This window comes from Candidatus Chloroploca asiatica (assembly GCF_002532075.1).
Classification (GTDB): Bacteria; Chloroflexota; Chloroflexia; order Chloroflexales; family Chloroflexaceae; genus Chloroploca; species Chloroploca asiatica.
This window is the reverse complement of record NZ_LYXE01000109.1, coordinates 1-15,464: the sequence shown is the minus strand read 5'-3', so window position 1 is coordinate 15,464 and position 15,464 is coordinate 1. Positions and strand designations below refer to the sequence as shown.

Genomic DNA, 15,464 nt, shown 5'->3' with positions numbered 1-15,464 from the left:
CCGCCGCTTGCGGGTGCCCGCCCCTTGCGGGTGCCCCGTTGTATCCGGTTTCGTATGATGCAATCGCCCTAGTGAAATTGGCGGCTGAGGGTGTGCCGTGCGTTCATATGTGCTATAATGCCGCGAAGTATAGCGGTTTGCACCATGTAATGGTTCCCTGCGGAGGTTTGTATGGCTCCTTCCAATCAGCACCCCGCCGATTGCCACGATCTGATTCGCGTCAAGGGTGCGCGCGAGAACAATCTGAAGGATGTCCATGTCGCGATCCCCAAGCGTCGGCTGACGGTCTTTACTGGGGTCTCGGGGTCGGGCAAGTCGTCGCTGGTGTTTGGCACGATCGCCGCCGAGTCGCAACGCCTGATTAACGAGACCTACAGTGCGTTCGTGCAGGGTTTTATGCCAACCCTGGCGCGGCCCGAGGTTGATGTGCTGGAAGGGCTGACGACTGCGATCATCGTTGACCAGGAGCGCATGGGCGCGCATGCCCGCTCCACTGTCGGCACCGCTACCGACGCCAACGCGATGCTGCGGATCCTGTTCAGCCGCCTTGGTCAGCCGCACATTGGGCCTCCGACCGCCTATTCGTTCAACGTCCCGACGCGTACTGCCAGCGGGTCAATGAGCGTTGACAAGGGCAAAGGCGAGAAAGTCGTGGTGCGCGACGTTGTCTACCACGGCGGCATGTGCCCGCGCTGTGAGGGCATGGGCAGCATCAGCGACATCGACTTGAGCCAGCTGTACGATGCGAGCAAGTCGCTCGCTGAGGGGCCGTTCACGATTCCGGGCTACAAGGCGGGTGGTTGGGAAGTGCGGATCTACGCCGAATCGGGTTTCTTCGACCCGAACAAGCCGATCAGCCAATATACCAAAAAGGAGCTCCACGACTTTCTCTACAAGGAGCCGGTTAAAATTAAGTTCAACGGCATCAATTTGACCTACGAAGGGCTCGTACCTCGGGTGCAGAAATCGTTTCTCTCCAAGGATATCGAGGCGCTGCAACCGCATATTCGTGCCTTCGTGAAGCGGGCAGTGACGTTCACAACCTGTCCTGATTGCAAAGGTACCCGCCTCAATGAAGGGGCCAGGTCGTCCATGATCAACGGCAAGAACATCGCCGACGTCTGCGCGATGCAGATCAACGATCTGGCCGTGTGGCTGCGCGACCTGAACGAGCCGTCGGTGGCCCCGCTGCTCGCCAAGCTCCAACACCTGCTCGATTCGTTTGTGGAGATCGGGCTGGGCTACCTCAGCCTCGACCGTCCGTCGGGTACGCTGTCGGGTGGCGAGGCGCAGCGCACCAAGATGATCGGGCACCTCGGCTCGTCGCTCACCGACGTGACCTACGTCTTCGATGAGCCGACGATTGGGCTGCACCCCCACGACATCCAGCGCATGAACAACCTGCTGCTGCGGCTGCGCGATAAGGGCAACACGGTTCTGGTCGTTGAGCACAAGCCAGAGGTGATCGCCATCGCCGACCACGTCGTTGACCTCGGTCCTGGCGCCGGTACCGCCGGTGGTGAGGTGGTTTTCGCGGGCACGGTCGAGGGGTTGCGGGCCAGCGGCACGCTCACCGGGCGTCATCTGGAAGACCGGGCCGCGCTGAAAGCATCGGTACGGACGCCATCGGGCGTGCTGGAGGTGCGCGGTGCGTGTACGCACAACTTGCAGCATGTCGATGTTGACCTGCCACTCGGCGTGCTCGTCGTCGTGACCGGCGTGGCCGGGTCGGGCAAAAGTTCGCTGATCCACGGCTCGGTGTCGGGGCGGGACGGCGTGGTGGCGATCGAACAAGCCCAGATCCGCGGCTCGCGACGGAGCAACCCGGCGACTTACACTGGCCTGCTTGACCCTATTCGCACGGCGTTTGCGAAAGCCAATGGCGTGAAACCAGCGCTGTTCAGCGCCAACTCCGAGGGCGCCTGCCCTACCTGCAATGGTGTCGGGGTGATCTATACCGACCTGGGGATGATGGCCGGCGTCACCACAGTCTGCGAGGAGTGCGAAGGCCGCCGGTTTCAAGCGTCGGTGCTGGAGTATCGGCTCGGCAGGCTCAACATTGCCGAGGTGCTCGACCTGACGGTCAATGAGGCGGTCGGCTTCTTCGCTGAAGGCGCGGCGCGTACGCCGGCTGCGCAAGCGATTCTCCGACGTCTGGCCGACGTAGGACTGGGCTACGTGCGGCTCGGCCAACCGCTCACGACGCTATCGGGCGGTGAGCGACAGCGGCTCAAGCTCGCAACGCACATGGGTGGCGACGCCAGGGTCTACGTGCTCGACGAGCCGACCGCCGGGCTGCACCTGGCCGACATCAAGCAGTTGCTCGATCTGCTGGATCGGCTCGTCGAAGCGGGGACATCGGTCATCGTGATCGAGCATCACCAGGCGGTGATGGCGCACGCCGACTGGATCATCGATCTCGGCCCGGGCGCAGGCCACGACGGTGGACGGATCGTCTTTGAAGGTACGCCGGCTGACCTGGTGGCGGCGCGAGCGACGCTGACCGGCGAGCACCTGGCGGCATTCGTCGGGAGTCATCCGCAGGTTGCCATCCCAGGCCCTGCCGAACGCCGCATCTAATCGTATTGCCTGACGTTTTTCGCTTGCCAGTGCAAGCTGATCGTCGTGCCCCCGCCGGGCTTGCTGTCAAGCGTGAGGTGCGCCCCGATCTCGCTCGCTCGCTCCTGCATAATGCCCAGGCCTAGGCCGCTGTGCGCCCCGTGCGTTGGCTCAAAACCACGGCCATCGTCAGTCACGCGTAAGCAGACCTCATCCTGGTTGCAATCGACGTTCACCGCAATCGTCGCGGCGGCGGCATGCTTCACCGCGTTGTTGAGCGCTTCTTGCGCGATGCGGTAGCAGGCCAGTTGCACGGCCGGGGCCAGGGTGCAGTCGTTGATGATGGTCACGGTGATCGTGACGGCGCTGTGGCTGCGCAGCGAGGTGGCAAGGATCTGGACGAGCCGCCCCAGGGACATCTCGGTTAGGGTTTTGGGCCGTAACTCGAGCAGCAGCGTACGCATCTCGGCCAGCGCACCGGTGGTCAGTCGGCGCAACTCTTCCGCACCAACAAGCGCTCGTTCGGGCGAACGCGCTAGGGCATCAGGCAGCGCCTCGGCGATCAGGCTGGCCGAGAAGAGGGTCTGGGTCACCGCGTCGTGCAGTTCACGCGCCACGCGGGCCCGCTCTGCCAGGGTCGCGGCATTGCGGGCGTGTTCGCGTAGGCGATCATTCTCAAGCGCAAGCGCGACCGGGCTGACAAAGGGCTCGAGTTGCGTCACTTCCAACGAGCCATAGCTGTCTCGCTGCGGGTGCGTGAGCACTAGGACACCGATCACCCGCTCTTGCACGAGCAGGGGCACCACCAGCCAGGCTTGGGCGCTTACCGACTGCCCGAGCATGGTGCTAACATAGTCCAGGGCGTTGCTGTCAATATCGGCAGTCCTGAGCACCTGTGTTTTTCCTATGGTGAGGATCTGACGGAGCAACGGGATCTCATCGAGATGAAGGTGCAGGGGCTCACTGCGCTGCGCGACCTTTTGGCTCCGCAAGGCGCGGAGGGTGAGCGTCTGCTCTTTGAGCGTGAAGATCGCTCCGGTGCTAAAGGGTACCACTTCCCTGATCTGATCGAGGATGCCGCCGAGTAGGGTATCGAGATCGAGGCTCATGATCAGCGTGCGCTCGAGTTGCACCTGGCGTTCCAGGCTGCTGTTGGCGCTGGCCAGGGCGGCGGTGCGTGCGGCGACTTCGGCTTCGAGCCGATGCCGCTGGCGCTCCTCCCCACGCAACCGCAGACCCACCCCACCAACGACGCTCCCCATGAGGAGCATGCCGGTCAGCATGGTAAACCACCACGTCTGCCACCAGGGCGGTACAACGGTGATACGTAGCCGCCGTAGCGCGTTACCCCAGACGCCCTCACTGTTGGCGGCTTGAAGCTCGAAGGTGTACGTGCCCGGGTTCAGGTTTGTATAGGTGGCGAGGCGGCGCTCGCTGTTGACCTCGACCCATTCTGGCGCGAAGCCGACCAGCCGATAGCGGTAGCGTGCCGCATCAGGCGCGCGATAGTCGAGGGCGGTGAATTCCAGACTGAGCACCTGATCGCGATAGGTGAGGTTCAGTTCGCTTGCCGCATTGATCGTGGTGGTCAGGGGGGCCGTCGGGCCAACAACAAGCGGTTGGTTGGCGACCAGCACATTGGTAAACACCACCGGTGCAACGTCGGTCTGCGGTCGCACGTCGCTAGGAAAAAAAGTGACCAAGTTGTCGAACCCGCCCATGATAAGTTCGCCAGAGCGCGTGCGTGCCGAGCCGTTCAGCGGGAAGCCCCCTGGTGGTAAGCCTGACGAGGCAGCGGTATAGGCCAAGCTCTTACCGGTGCGCGGCTCGAAGCGGATCAGACCTTGGTTTGAGGTGAGCCAGAGGTTGCCTTCGTCATCGGGCTGGATCCCGTTCAGCTTGGCGCTCAGCCTCCCGTCGGCGACGGTGTAGCGCGTGAAGCTTCCCGTCGCCGGGTCGATTCCATTCAGCCCGCCATTCCAGGTAGCCGCCCAGAGCATGCCCGCCGGGTCGGCATAGAGGGCCAGTACAGTGTTCGACCCCGGTGTGTTTGGATCGTTTGGATTGTGCCGATAGTTGGTGAAGCGACCAGTCACCTGGTCGAGATGACTCACCCCGGCACCCTCGTGGCCGAGCCAGAGGTTGCCCCATTGGTCTTCGACGATCGCGCCGACGTTGTCCGAGATGATACTGGTCGGATCGTCAGGATTGTGGCGATACCGGGTAAAGCGCTCGGTTTGCGGATCGAGGCGAAGCAGTCCGCCGCCCCGCGTGCCGATCCAGATGGCCCCGTCGCGGCTTTCGTACAGGTCGTAGATGTCGCCGTGGCTGAGGGCCGCCGGGTCAGCAGGGTTGACCGGGTAGGTGATAAAGCGCTCGTTGGCACGGTCAAAACGGTCGAGCCCCGTGTGGTAGCCGATCCAGAGCGTCCCACGCTGGTCGAGCAGCAAAGCCTGGGGGCGGTTGCCAGCGGGGCTGTTGGGATCAGCCGGATCGTGACGATAGTGCGTCACAACGCCCCGCTCACGCTCAAAGCGGGCAAGCCCCGAGTCGGCTACGCCGAGCCATAACGCACCGTCAAGATCCTCGACGGCAGCCCGGATCACGCCAGGCCAGAGGGCGTCGGGCGCACTGGCCGGGTTCGGGTTGGCCGTGTGAACGGTAAAGGATCCAGGCACTAGATCAACTATCGCAACGCCACGATCCTCCGTTCCGACCCAGAGCAGCCCATCGCCACTCGGAAAGAGGCTTTCGATGTTCTCGGTTGCTAGCCCACCACCTTGCACCACGAGGCTATTGAAGTTAGTGAAGCGCCCACTCGCTACGTCGAACTGGACAAGACCGCCGCCATACGTGGCGACCCAGAGCTCGCCCGGGGTTGTCTCGGCAAGATCTACCACGTTGCTGTTTGGCAGTCCCGCGTAGCTGGTGAAGCGCTGGGTTGCCTCGTCATAGCGGTAGAGGCCGGCACCGGTGACGCCCACCCAGAGCGTACCGGCGCTGTCGCGAAAGAGCGTCGCAACCGCATTGCCGCCGATCGCGTCTGGGTCGGCGGGGTTCTGGCGATGGGTCGTGAACCGTCCAGTCGCAGGCTCGAACCGATTCAGCCCGCCCCCTGTGGCAACCCAGAGCCCGCCACGCCCGTCGTCGAGCATATCCGTAACCCGATCATCGCTCAGGCTGAACGGGTCGTTCGGGTCGTGGCGGTACCGGGTGAAGCGCCCCGTCGCACGGTCGAGCCGGTTCAAACCACCGTCCAGCGTGCCAACCCAGAGGGTGCCTACGGCATCCTCGTAGATGGCCCGCACAGCGTTGCTGCTTAGGCTGGACAGATCGGCAGGATCGTGATGGTAGAGTGTGAATTGCTCGCTGCGCGGGTCGTAGCGGTTGAGGCCACTCGCGAGCGTGCCGATCCAGAGCATACCCTCACGGTCAGTATAGAGCGTTTCGATCTGACCACTGACGGGCGTGTTCGGGTTGGTTGGATCGGGACGGTACACGACAAAACGATGGCCGTCGTAGCGTGCCAAACCCTCGAGGGTGCCGAGCCAGAGAAAGCCGAAGGGGTCGCGCGCAATGGCATACACCGCGGGGTGGGGAAGTCCCTCGGCAATGCTCAGCATCCACACCTTTAATTGCCCCGCAGCCATAGCCGCCTCGCCCGCACCGACGCTGTGGACAGGGACAAGCAGCATCAGCATCAGGACGACAACTACCGCCCAGCGTGTGACGCACATGTATGCACGTATGAGAGAACCTGTGGAGCTGTGCATAGCATAAGTATAAGGTCGTATAACGGAGGACGGACTATCCTCTTGGATAGGCGGATGCTTGTCCTCATCTATCCCATTCTCGCTATCTACCAGAGCCATCAGCAAACCAAGCAAACAGTTCATCCGCTACGAACGCGCCTGCGGTACACTCAGTGGGCACAACCACGCCGATCCGTGCAGATTCCTCACGGCGCCTGCGGCTCCGTTCAGCATGACCATGCGGGGGTACGAACCGTCATTGGTATTCCCACATAGAATTTCGGTCGTCGCATAGACATAACTGTGAAGTAGCCTGAAACCTTGGTTCATACCAAGAACGAAAGGATGAGTAAACAATGCGCGGACGACAACAAGCTCGGCGCGAAGATCGCCAACAGGAGCGTGAAACTTTCGGACGCCGTGGAACTGCGGTGCGCTACCAGGTACGCCAGCGGATGGTCGCTATCGGCGACGATTTTTGGATCGAAGATAGCGACGGTCGACGGGCGTATAAGGTTGACGGCAAGGCGCTGCGCATCCGCAAGACCTTGCTTATTGAGGATCTTCAGGGCAACTTGCAGTGCCGCGTGCAGGAGCGGATGCTCCGCGTGCGCGATACGATGGAGATCGAGGGGCCTGATGGCAAGACCATGGCAACGGTGCGCAAGGCGCTCATCACTCCGGTGCGCGACCGCTGGACCGTGAAGATCGGCGGTGGGCCTGACCTCGAGGTACAGGGCAATATTCTCCACCACGAATATACCATCGGCGACGGCGACCGCAAGATTGCCGAGGTCTCGAAGAAGTGGTTTCGTCTGCGCGATACCTATGGTGTCGCCGTCGAGCCGGGCCAGAACGAGGGGCTGATCCTCGCGGTGGCGATTGTGATCGATATGATGGCGCACGGTGGACGATAGAATCTTCCGTTGGTGGGCGGGCGAAGCTTCGCTCGCCCACCAACGATAATAGAAATGAGGAACAGCAATGCAAAGCGGACCCATCCAGGTGCTTACATTTGCGTTTGACCGCGTTGACCGGTTCGAGGGCCAGATTTTGCGTGAGCTCGACGAGCTGCGCAGCCACGGCATGATCCGGGTTCTCGACCTGCAGTTTGTGCTGAAAGAGGCTGATGGCACGGTTCAGACCCTCCACGAGCGGGATTTGCCCGATGGCAGTGTGAGTACCTTCGGTACCCTGATCGACCCGCTGCTCGGCCTCATCGCGACGGTCGAGGCCTCTACCGAGCAAGCACCGGTAGCCGAGACCATGCTGAGCCCCGAGCACGGGGCTGGGCTCGACCTCGACGTGATTCGTGCGGCGGTCACTGACCTTGCGCCCGGAACAGCCGCCGCGCTCGTGCTGGTCGAGCACGCCTGGGCGCTTGGTCTTGGGGCTGCAATCACTGAGGCCGGGGGCTACATGGTTGCGCAGGGCTTCCTCACCCGTGACGCGCTGCTGGCCGTTGGTCAAGAGCTCAACGCGGTCGTCGAGGCCGAAGTCGCCATCGAGCGGGCGGCGGCAGTGCGCGGCGCGGCCCTGCTTGATACGCTTACCACGCTGACTGCCGCCGAAGAGGTGCAGCGCGAGGCGATGGCCTCGGCGATTACCACTGTCGTTGGCGTCGAAGCGTTCCGTTCCACCGTCGCCGCCGAGGCCGTGCGCGCCCTCGTCGTCGCCGGCTTGCTCACCGAGGCCGACGCCACCGAGGCGATCGACATTCTGGTCGACGCCGAACTGATCAGCGAGGCTACGCTTGATGAGGCGACCGCCACCGCCGATGCCATCCTCGCTGAGCTCAGCCAAGATTGGTAAGCCACGCTGTCGTATAGGAGGAGGAGGCATGGTCGCCCTCAGCACAGGTGCCAATACCACCGCGCCGGTCACGTCCAACGGGGCGCGACCGTCCGCGTTTCACGTCCTTGCCAAGCCCACCGGGGCGATCTGCAACCTCGACTGCGCCTATTGCTTCTTCCTCGCCAAAGAGCAGCTCTATCCCGGTTCCCGGTTCCGCATGGCCGATGATGTCTTGGAAGCCTACATCGGCCAGTTGATCGCCGGTCATGCCAATGACCACGTCACGATCGCATGGCAAGGCGGCGAGCCGACCCTGATGGGGCTCGACTTCTTCCGTCGCGCCATGGCCATCGCCGAGCGCCACCGTCGCCCAGGGATGCGCTTCGAGCACACCATTCAGACCAACGGCACGCTGCTCGACGACGAGTGGTGTGCCTTCTTCAAGGAGCACGGCTTCCTCGTTGGCATTAGCCTCGACGGTCCCGCCCACCTGCACGACATCTATCGCTATGACAAGGGCGGCAAACCGACGTTCGACAAGGTCATACGCGGCTTGCGCTTGCTCCAGCAGCACGGCGTCGACTTCAATGTGCTCACGACGGTCAACAGCGCCAACGCCGATCATCCGCTCGAGGTCTATCGCTTCTTGCGCGACGAGGTTGGCACCGACTGGATCCAGTTCATCCCGGTGGTCGAGCGCATCAACACCGACGGGCGTACGCTGCTTCAGGAGGGCAATACCGTCTCGGAGCGCTCGGTAGGTGCCGAGCAGTTCGGGCGCTTCTTAACGACGATTTTCGATGAGTGGGTTCGCCACGACGTGGGCAAGGTCTTTGTGCAGACCTTCGAGGCAGCCGCTCGTAGCTGGCTCGGTCTTAGCCCGCGGATGTGTGTCTTTGACCAGACCTGTGGCCTCGGCCCGGCCCTCGAACACAACGGCGACCTCTACACCTGCGATCACTTTGTCGAGCCAAAGCACAAGCTCGGCAACATCAAAGACGTACCAATGATCGAACTGGTGAGTTCGGATCAGATGCAGAAGTTCGGCCAGGACAAACGCGACACTTTGCCGCAGATGTGCCAGCAATGCCCGGTGCGCTTCGCCTGCAACGGCGAGTGTCCCAAGAACCGCTTCATCCTGACCCCCGATGGCGAACCGGGGCTGAACTACCTCTGCGCGGGCTACAAAGCCTTTTTCACTCATATCGATCAGCCGTTGCAGATCATCGCTGGCTTGCTTCGTCAGGGGCGCAGCGCCGCCGAAGTCATGCCGATCCTCGCGCGCGCCGACGCCGAGTTTGCGCGCCTCCTGGCCAAAGCAGGGCGCAACGACCCCTGCCCCTGCGGGAGTGGGCGCAAGCTCAAGCACTGTCACGGGGCGCAGCCTGCTCGGGCGAAGACCGGGGCGGACTCGCCCACTAATACCATTTACCGTTGAGGAGGCCGCATTGTCACTCTGAGTACCACATGGCCTGCGGGCCAGTGATGCCGTGAGCAACCAGGGTGTTGCACCGGCCCGCCCATGTCACCCCGAACCCTGCCCATGTCACCCCGAACGAACGTGAGGGGTCTTCCATGACGATCAGGGCAGATTCCTCACTGCGCCTGCGGCTTCGTTCGGAATGACCGCAGAGGCGTTGCGATCCGACCATGAGGTTTGTTTCTCAGGAGCGAAGCGAAGGGTCTCGGGCGTCCCGACGACACAGATGCTTCGCTGCGCTCAGCATGACAATGTGGCACCTTCAAGCGGAATTGGTATAACCTATCGTTTTCTTGACCGACAATTGGCTATCCAGCATCATTTGCCTGGCCCAACCGAATCTTCTTCCCCATCCTCTGGCTGATCGGCGCGATCCTACCAGCCAAGCCGGGCTCGCGATTCGCACTCCAGCAAGAACTGGCGATGAAACGCCAAGCTGAGCAAGCGTCACGCTAACGGCACTGCCTGCGCGGGCGCAGGGCTCATGCAAAGTCCCAGTAGGGTTAGATAGCATCCGCAGATTACGCAGATTACGCAGATGCGGAAGCCCTAATCTGCGTAATCTGCGTAATCTGCGGACGATCAGAAGGACTTTGCATCAACCCTGTGCGTAGGGGCAAGCTCTGGTAGGGAAGCGCCCACACGGAACTATTTACTGCCCGTTTTCGAATGTGTCTTAGCTCTATCCGGAAAGTGAGGACTTGCAGATGACCGACAAGAAACCGAATATCCTGCTCATCTGGGGCGACGATATCGGCATCACCAACCTGAGTTGCTACAGCGACGGGTTGATGGGCTATCGTACGCCCAACATTGACCGCATCGCCAACGAGGGGATGCGCTTTACCGACAGTTATGGTCAGCAGAGTTGCACTGCGGGCCGCTCGTGCTTCATTACCGGCCAGAGCCCCTACCGCACCGGTCTGACCAAAGTGGGCATGCCGGGGGCCGACAAGGGCATTCAGCCTGAGGATCCCACCATCGCCGAGCTACTCAAGCCGCTGGGCTACGCGACCGGCCAGTTCGGCAAGAATCACCTCGGCGACCGCAACAAGTATCTGCCCACCGCCCGTGGCTTCGACGAGTTCTTTGGCAACCTCTATCACCTCAACGCCGAAGAGGAACCGGAGCACGTGGACTACCCGCCCGAGGCGGACTTCCCCAACTTCAAGGCCTTGTTCGGGCCACGCGGCATGATCCACTCGTGGGCCACCGACGAGGACGACCCGACCGAGCATCCGCGTTGGGGGCGCGTCGGCAAACAGCGCATCGAAGAGCTCGGCCCCCTGACCCGCAAGCGCATGGAGACCTGCGACGTCGAGTTTGTCGACGCGACCCAGGACTTTATCAAACGCGCCCATGCCGACGACAAGCCCTTCTTCGCCTGGCTCAATACCACCTGGATGCACTTCCGCGTCCACCCGCCGGCCCATGTGCTTGGCCAGGCTGGGCGCTGGCAGTCCGAGTACCACGATGTCATGGTCGAACACGACAAACACGTAGGCCGCGTGCTCGATCTGCTCGACGAGCTCGGCATCGCTGACAATACGATCGTGATGTACGCGACCGACAACGGCCCGCATATGAACACCTGGCCTGACGGTGCGATGACCCCCTTCCGCAACGAGAAGAACTCGAACTGGGAAGGTGCCTATCGCATCCCGATGCTGGTGCGCTGGCCTGCTGAGATCAAGGCGGGCAGTGTCTCCAACGAGATCATTAGCCTCGAAGATTGGCTGCCCACGCTGCTCGCCGCCGCCGGTGAGCCAGAGATTGGGGCCAAGCTCAAGGAGGGTCATCAGGTTGGCGACACGACGTATAAAGTTCACCTAGACGGCTACAACTTCCTGCCGCACTTTACTGGTGAGGAGGCGAAGGGGCCGCGTCAGGGCTTCTTCTACTTCTCGGACGATGGTGACCTGGTGTCGCTGCGCTACGACAACTGGAAGGTGGTCTTTGCCGAGCAGCGCATGGCCGGAACTGTCCAGATCTGGGCCGAGCCGTTCGTCTTCCTGCGCATCCCCAAGATCTTCAACCTGCGCACTGACCCGTATGAGCGGGCGGACATCACCTCGAACACCTACTGGGACTGGATGATCGACCGGGCCTACATGATCTATGCGGCCCAGTTTGTCGTGCAACAGTTCCTGTCCAGCTTCCTTGAGTTCCCGCCTCGCATGAAGGCGGCGAGCTTTAGCATTGACCAGGTCATGGCGAAGATGGAAGATGCGTTGAGCAACAACTAAATTATGGGGTGGGAGAACCAGGTTCTCCCACCCTCCCTTCATCTATGACAGATACCACTCTCCCCAACTGGAACGACACGCCGACCCGCCAGGCGATCCTCGCCTTCGTGGCCGCCGTGACCGACGAAACTAGTTCGCACTACGTGCCGCCCGCCGAACGCGTTGCTGTCTTCGATAACGACGGCACGCTCTGGTGTGAAAAACCGCTGTACGCGCAACTCGACCTGCTGCTGCGCAAATTTGCCGCGCAGGCCGAGCACGACCCGGTGCTGCGCGAACAGCAGCCGTGGCAGGCAGCCTACCACAAAGACTACGCCTGGCTAGGTGGGGCGATCACGCGCTATTACCAGGGTGATGACACCGATGTCAAGCTCGTAGTGGAGGCGGTGCTGGCCCTCGCTGATGGCCGCGCCGTCGAGGAGGTTGAAGCCGAAGCGGCGGCCTTTGTCGCCCACGAACAGCACCTCACCCTCGGCCGTACCTATGCCGCAGTGGTTTACCAACCGATGCTCGAACTCCTGCGTTTTCTTGAGCGCCATAGCTTCACCTGTTACATCGTCTCGGGGAGCGGGCGCGAGTTTCTGCGCGGCATCGCCGAGGCACTCTATGCCATCCCCCGTGACCGCGTGATCGGTAGCACGGTAGCCTATGCCTACGAACTGCGTGACGGTGTCGGAACAATCGTGCAGAAGGCCGAGCTTGATGTGATTGACGACGGGCCGAACAAGCCCATCCAGATCTGGGGTGTTGTTGGTCGCCGCCCTATCCTTGCCGCAGGCAACTCCAACGGCGACCTGGCGATGCTCCAGTATGCAAGCGGCTCAGCACTGCCAACGCTGCGTCTCCTCGTGCTGCACGACGATGACGAGCGCGAGTTCGCCTATACAGCCGGGGCCGAGCACGCCCTAGATGCGGCCCGTACCCAGAGCTGGACAGTCATCAGCATGCGCGACGACTGGCGTCAGGTCTTCCCGGACATCGGTGGCTGATTGGAAAAGCGACAACTATGAACCTTCCGCTCCCACGCCGCAAATTCTTTAACCCCGCCACCGTCCGCGAGGATCTCAGCGCCGGCCTGGTGCTCGGCATCCAGAGCATCCCCGGCGGGTTGGCCGCGGGCCTGCTTGCGCTGGTCAATCCAGTCTACGGCCTCTACAGCTACATGACCGGCGTAATCACGGGCGCGTTCTTCACCAGCTCGGTCTTTATGTCTGTGCAGGCCACCAGTGCCATGGCGCTGATCATCGCCAGCGTGCCCCTGGTGACGCAGGCGTCGGATCCCAACGTCCCGCTCTTCACATTGGCGGTGTTGACCGGCGTGCTCATGCTAGCGGCGGGCTTGTTCAAGCTTGGCCAATTGGTGCGCTTTGTGCCAAAATCGGTGATGGTCGGCTTCGTCAACGCCGTCGCCCTGCTGATCATCCTGGGGCAATTGGATGACTTCACTGGCTACAATAGCTCGGGGCCGAACCGTGTGGTCAGGACTTTTGATCTCCTGCGCAACCTCGAGCAGATTCATGTGCCAACCCTGGCGGCCGGGGTGCTGACGATCATTCTGATCCTGACCCTCGAACAGACGCGCCTGAAGGCCCTGGGGATGGTGGTCGCGCTCTTCTTTGTCTCGCTGATCGTCCCTCTGGCCGGCGCCGAGCAGATTGCTCTGGCGAAGGATCTCGCCGACATCCCTAGTTCACTGCCCATGCCCGTGCTGCCGTCGCTGGCGCTTGTCCCCGTGCTGCTCATCCCCGCGCTCTCGCTCGCTTTTGTCGGGTTGGTGCAGGGCGCGAGCATCAGCGCATCAGTTGCCAACCCCGATGGCCGCTTCCCGAATGCGTCGGGCGACTTCGTTGGGCAAGGGGCGGCGGGCATTGTCGCCGGCGTACTTCAGGGCATGCCGGTCGGCGCATCGATGTCGGCCACGTCGCTGGTCATCGGGGCGGGCGCCCGTTCACGCCTGGCCAATATCGTGGCCGGCGTCGTGATCGCCCTGGGCATCCTGCTCTTCGGGCGGCTGGTGGGCCTAATAGCGATGCCCGCCCTCGCGGGACTGCTGATCGTCATCGGCTTCCGTACGCTCAGGCTCAGCCAGGTAGTGACGGTCTGGAAGACCGGGGTGGTTCAGCAGACCGTGATGCTCCTGACCTTTAGCGCCGGCCTGCTCGTTCCGTTACAATACTCTGTACTGATGGGCGTAGGCCTGGCAGTGCTGTTGTACGTGTTCCAGCAGTCGAACCGCGTACGAGTCGTGGCCCTGCAGATCGAGCCGGGGCAGTACCCGGTCGAGGGTGAACCACCCGCAGAGGTGCCCGGTCGCCAGGTGACCATTCTGGTTCCCTACGGCAGCCTCTTCTTCGCCGCCGCCCCGGTCTTCAACGCGCAACTTCCGACAGTGACGGAAAGCTCACGCAACGCAGTCGTCATTCTGGTGCTGCGGGGCGAGACAGAGTTGGGCAGCACCTTCATGGATGTAATCGCTCGCTATGCCGAGGCGCTGCGCGGGCAAAATAGTCGGTTGATGCTTTCAGGGGTGGCCCCCTCCGTCGAGACTCAGCTCGAGCGCACGGGGCTGTTGCATGCCCTTGGCCGAAGAAACATCTTCATCGTGGACGAACGCGTTGGTCAGGCGCTCCAGGAAGCAATGGACGCCGCCGAGCGTTGGATTGACGCACAAGCGCAGGAAGGATGAACCCGCGTGACGACTTCACCCTTTTGATGAAAATCCATTACACTTAAACCATCGTACCGTTGCCCGTTGAGACTGAGCGCACATGCGCAGCGCGGAGGAGTTTATGACCAACCCACCTATTCGGGTACTCTTAGTTGACGATCATGCTGTGGTGCGGGGAGGCCTGCGCTTCTTCCTCGCAAGCTCCGACAATATTGAGATTGTCGGCGAGGGCGCAAACGGTGGTGAAGCGCTGGAACTCGTCGCGCAACTCGCCCCCGACGTGGTCATCATGGACATGATGATGCCGGTGATGGATGGCATTACAGCCACGCGCGAACTACGGCGGCGCTTTCCGCAGGTACGTGTCCTAGCACTGACCAGCTTTGGCGAAGGTGAGATCGTCCAGCAGGCGTTGCAAGCCGGGGCGATCGGCTATCTCCTGAAAGACGCCCAGGGCAGCGATCTGGTCGCAGCCATTCGTGCGGCTTTCGCCGGTGCACCTGTGCTCAGCCCCGATGTCACCAGAGCTTTGGTGAACGCCCTGAATGCCCCGCCTATCCCCGGTGGCGACCTCTCCGAGCGCGAGCGCGAGGTGCTACGTCTAATGGTTGCCGGCTTGAGCAACGAGCAGATCGCCGAGCAACTCTTCATCAGTCGCAACACCGTGCGCCATCACGTCCACAACATCCTCAGCAAGCTGTCTGCTGCCAACCGCACCGAAGCCGTCGGTCTGGCCGTCCAACACAAGGTAGTGTAAGGCCGAAGCATTCGCCACACAAGCAACCTGGTTTTCACGAATCAGTATGGTGGCGAATGCTATCCCACCTAGACGCGCCTGGCGAGCCCACCCGACGACTAGGCCCACCGCCGAGCCTCGTCCTCCCCCCTAGGGCGATTGCATCTTCCGTGTATGCACCCCGCCAAGGCACCCGCAAGGGCACCCGCAAGGGGTGCCCGTACACCGG

9 protein-coding genes are annotated in these 15,464 nt (G+C 62.2%); 8 read left to right on the top strand and 1 reads right to left on the bottom strand.

Annotated features, from left to right (window positions below):
- Positions 1-171 precede the first annotated feature (171 nt).
- On the top strand, positions 172-2,580 hold the full coding sequence (locus A9Q02_RS14030) for an ATP-binding cassette domain-containing protein (RefSeq protein ID WP_097653714.1): 2,409 nt from the start codon (positions 172-174) through the stop codon (positions 2,578-2,580).
- Here the strand turns inward: A9Q02_RS14030 and A9Q02_RS14025 are convergent.
- Positions 2,577-6,296: a two-component regulator propeller domain-containing protein gene (locus tag A9Q02_RS14025; protein ID WP_172450982.1), complete on the bottom strand. Its 3,720-nt coding sequence runs from the start codon at positions 6,294-6,296 to the stop codon at positions 2,577-2,579. The genes A9Q02_RS14030 and A9Q02_RS14025 overlap by 4 nt on opposite strands.
- A 371-nt stretch (positions 6,297-6,667) precedes the next feature.
- On the opposite strand from A9Q02_RS14025, the gene A9Q02_RS14020 reads away from it, so the two are divergent.
- From A9Q02_RS14020 to A9Q02_RS13990, 7 genes are all read left to right on the top strand, one after another.
- Entirely contained in the window at positions 6,668-7,228 is a 561-nt protein-coding gene (locus tag A9Q02_RS14020; protein ID WP_097653712.1) for an LURP-one-related/scramblase family protein, read from the top strand.
- 67 nt (positions 7,229-7,295) lie between these two features.
- Positions 7,296-8,123 (top strand): hypothetical protein, encoded by an 828-nt coding sequence (locus tag A9Q02_RS14015; RefSeq protein WP_097653711.1) that lies wholly within the window; start codon positions 7,296-7,298, stop codon positions 8,121-8,123.
- 28 nt (positions 8,124-8,151) lie between these two features.
- The gene (locus A9Q02_RS14010; protein ID WP_097653710.1) at positions 8,152-9,543 is read left to right on the top strand and encodes an anaerobic sulfatase maturase; all 1,392 of its coding nucleotides are present in this window, start codon (positions 8,152-8,154) and stop codon (positions 9,541-9,543) included.
- Positions 9,544-10,292: 749 nt separating this feature from the next.
- Positions 10,293-11,831: an arylsulfatase gene (locus A9Q02_RS14005; protein WP_097653709.1), complete on the top strand. Its 1,539-nt coding sequence runs from the start codon at positions 10,293-10,295 to the stop codon at positions 11,829-11,831.
- Between the two features lie 44 nt (positions 11,832-11,875).
- Positions 11,876-12,820: an HAD family hydrolase gene (locus A9Q02_RS14000; protein ID WP_097653708.1), complete on the top strand. Its 945-nt coding sequence runs from the start codon at positions 11,876-11,878 to the stop codon at positions 12,818-12,820.
- A gap of 17 nt (positions 12,821-12,837) precedes the next feature.
- Positions 12,838-14,517 carry a SulP family inorganic anion transporter gene (locus A9Q02_RS13995; protein WP_097653707.1) on the top strand — a complete coding sequence of 560 codons (1,680 nt, stop codon included), beginning with the start codon at positions 12,838-12,840 and terminating at the stop codon, positions 14,515-14,517.
- Between the two features lie 103 nt (positions 14,518-14,620).
- Positions 14,621-15,256 (top strand): response regulator, encoded by a 636-nt coding sequence (locus A9Q02_RS13990; protein ID WP_172450980.1) that lies wholly within the window; start codon positions 14,621-14,623, stop codon positions 15,254-15,256.
- Positions 15,257-15,464 lie beyond the last annotated feature (208 nt).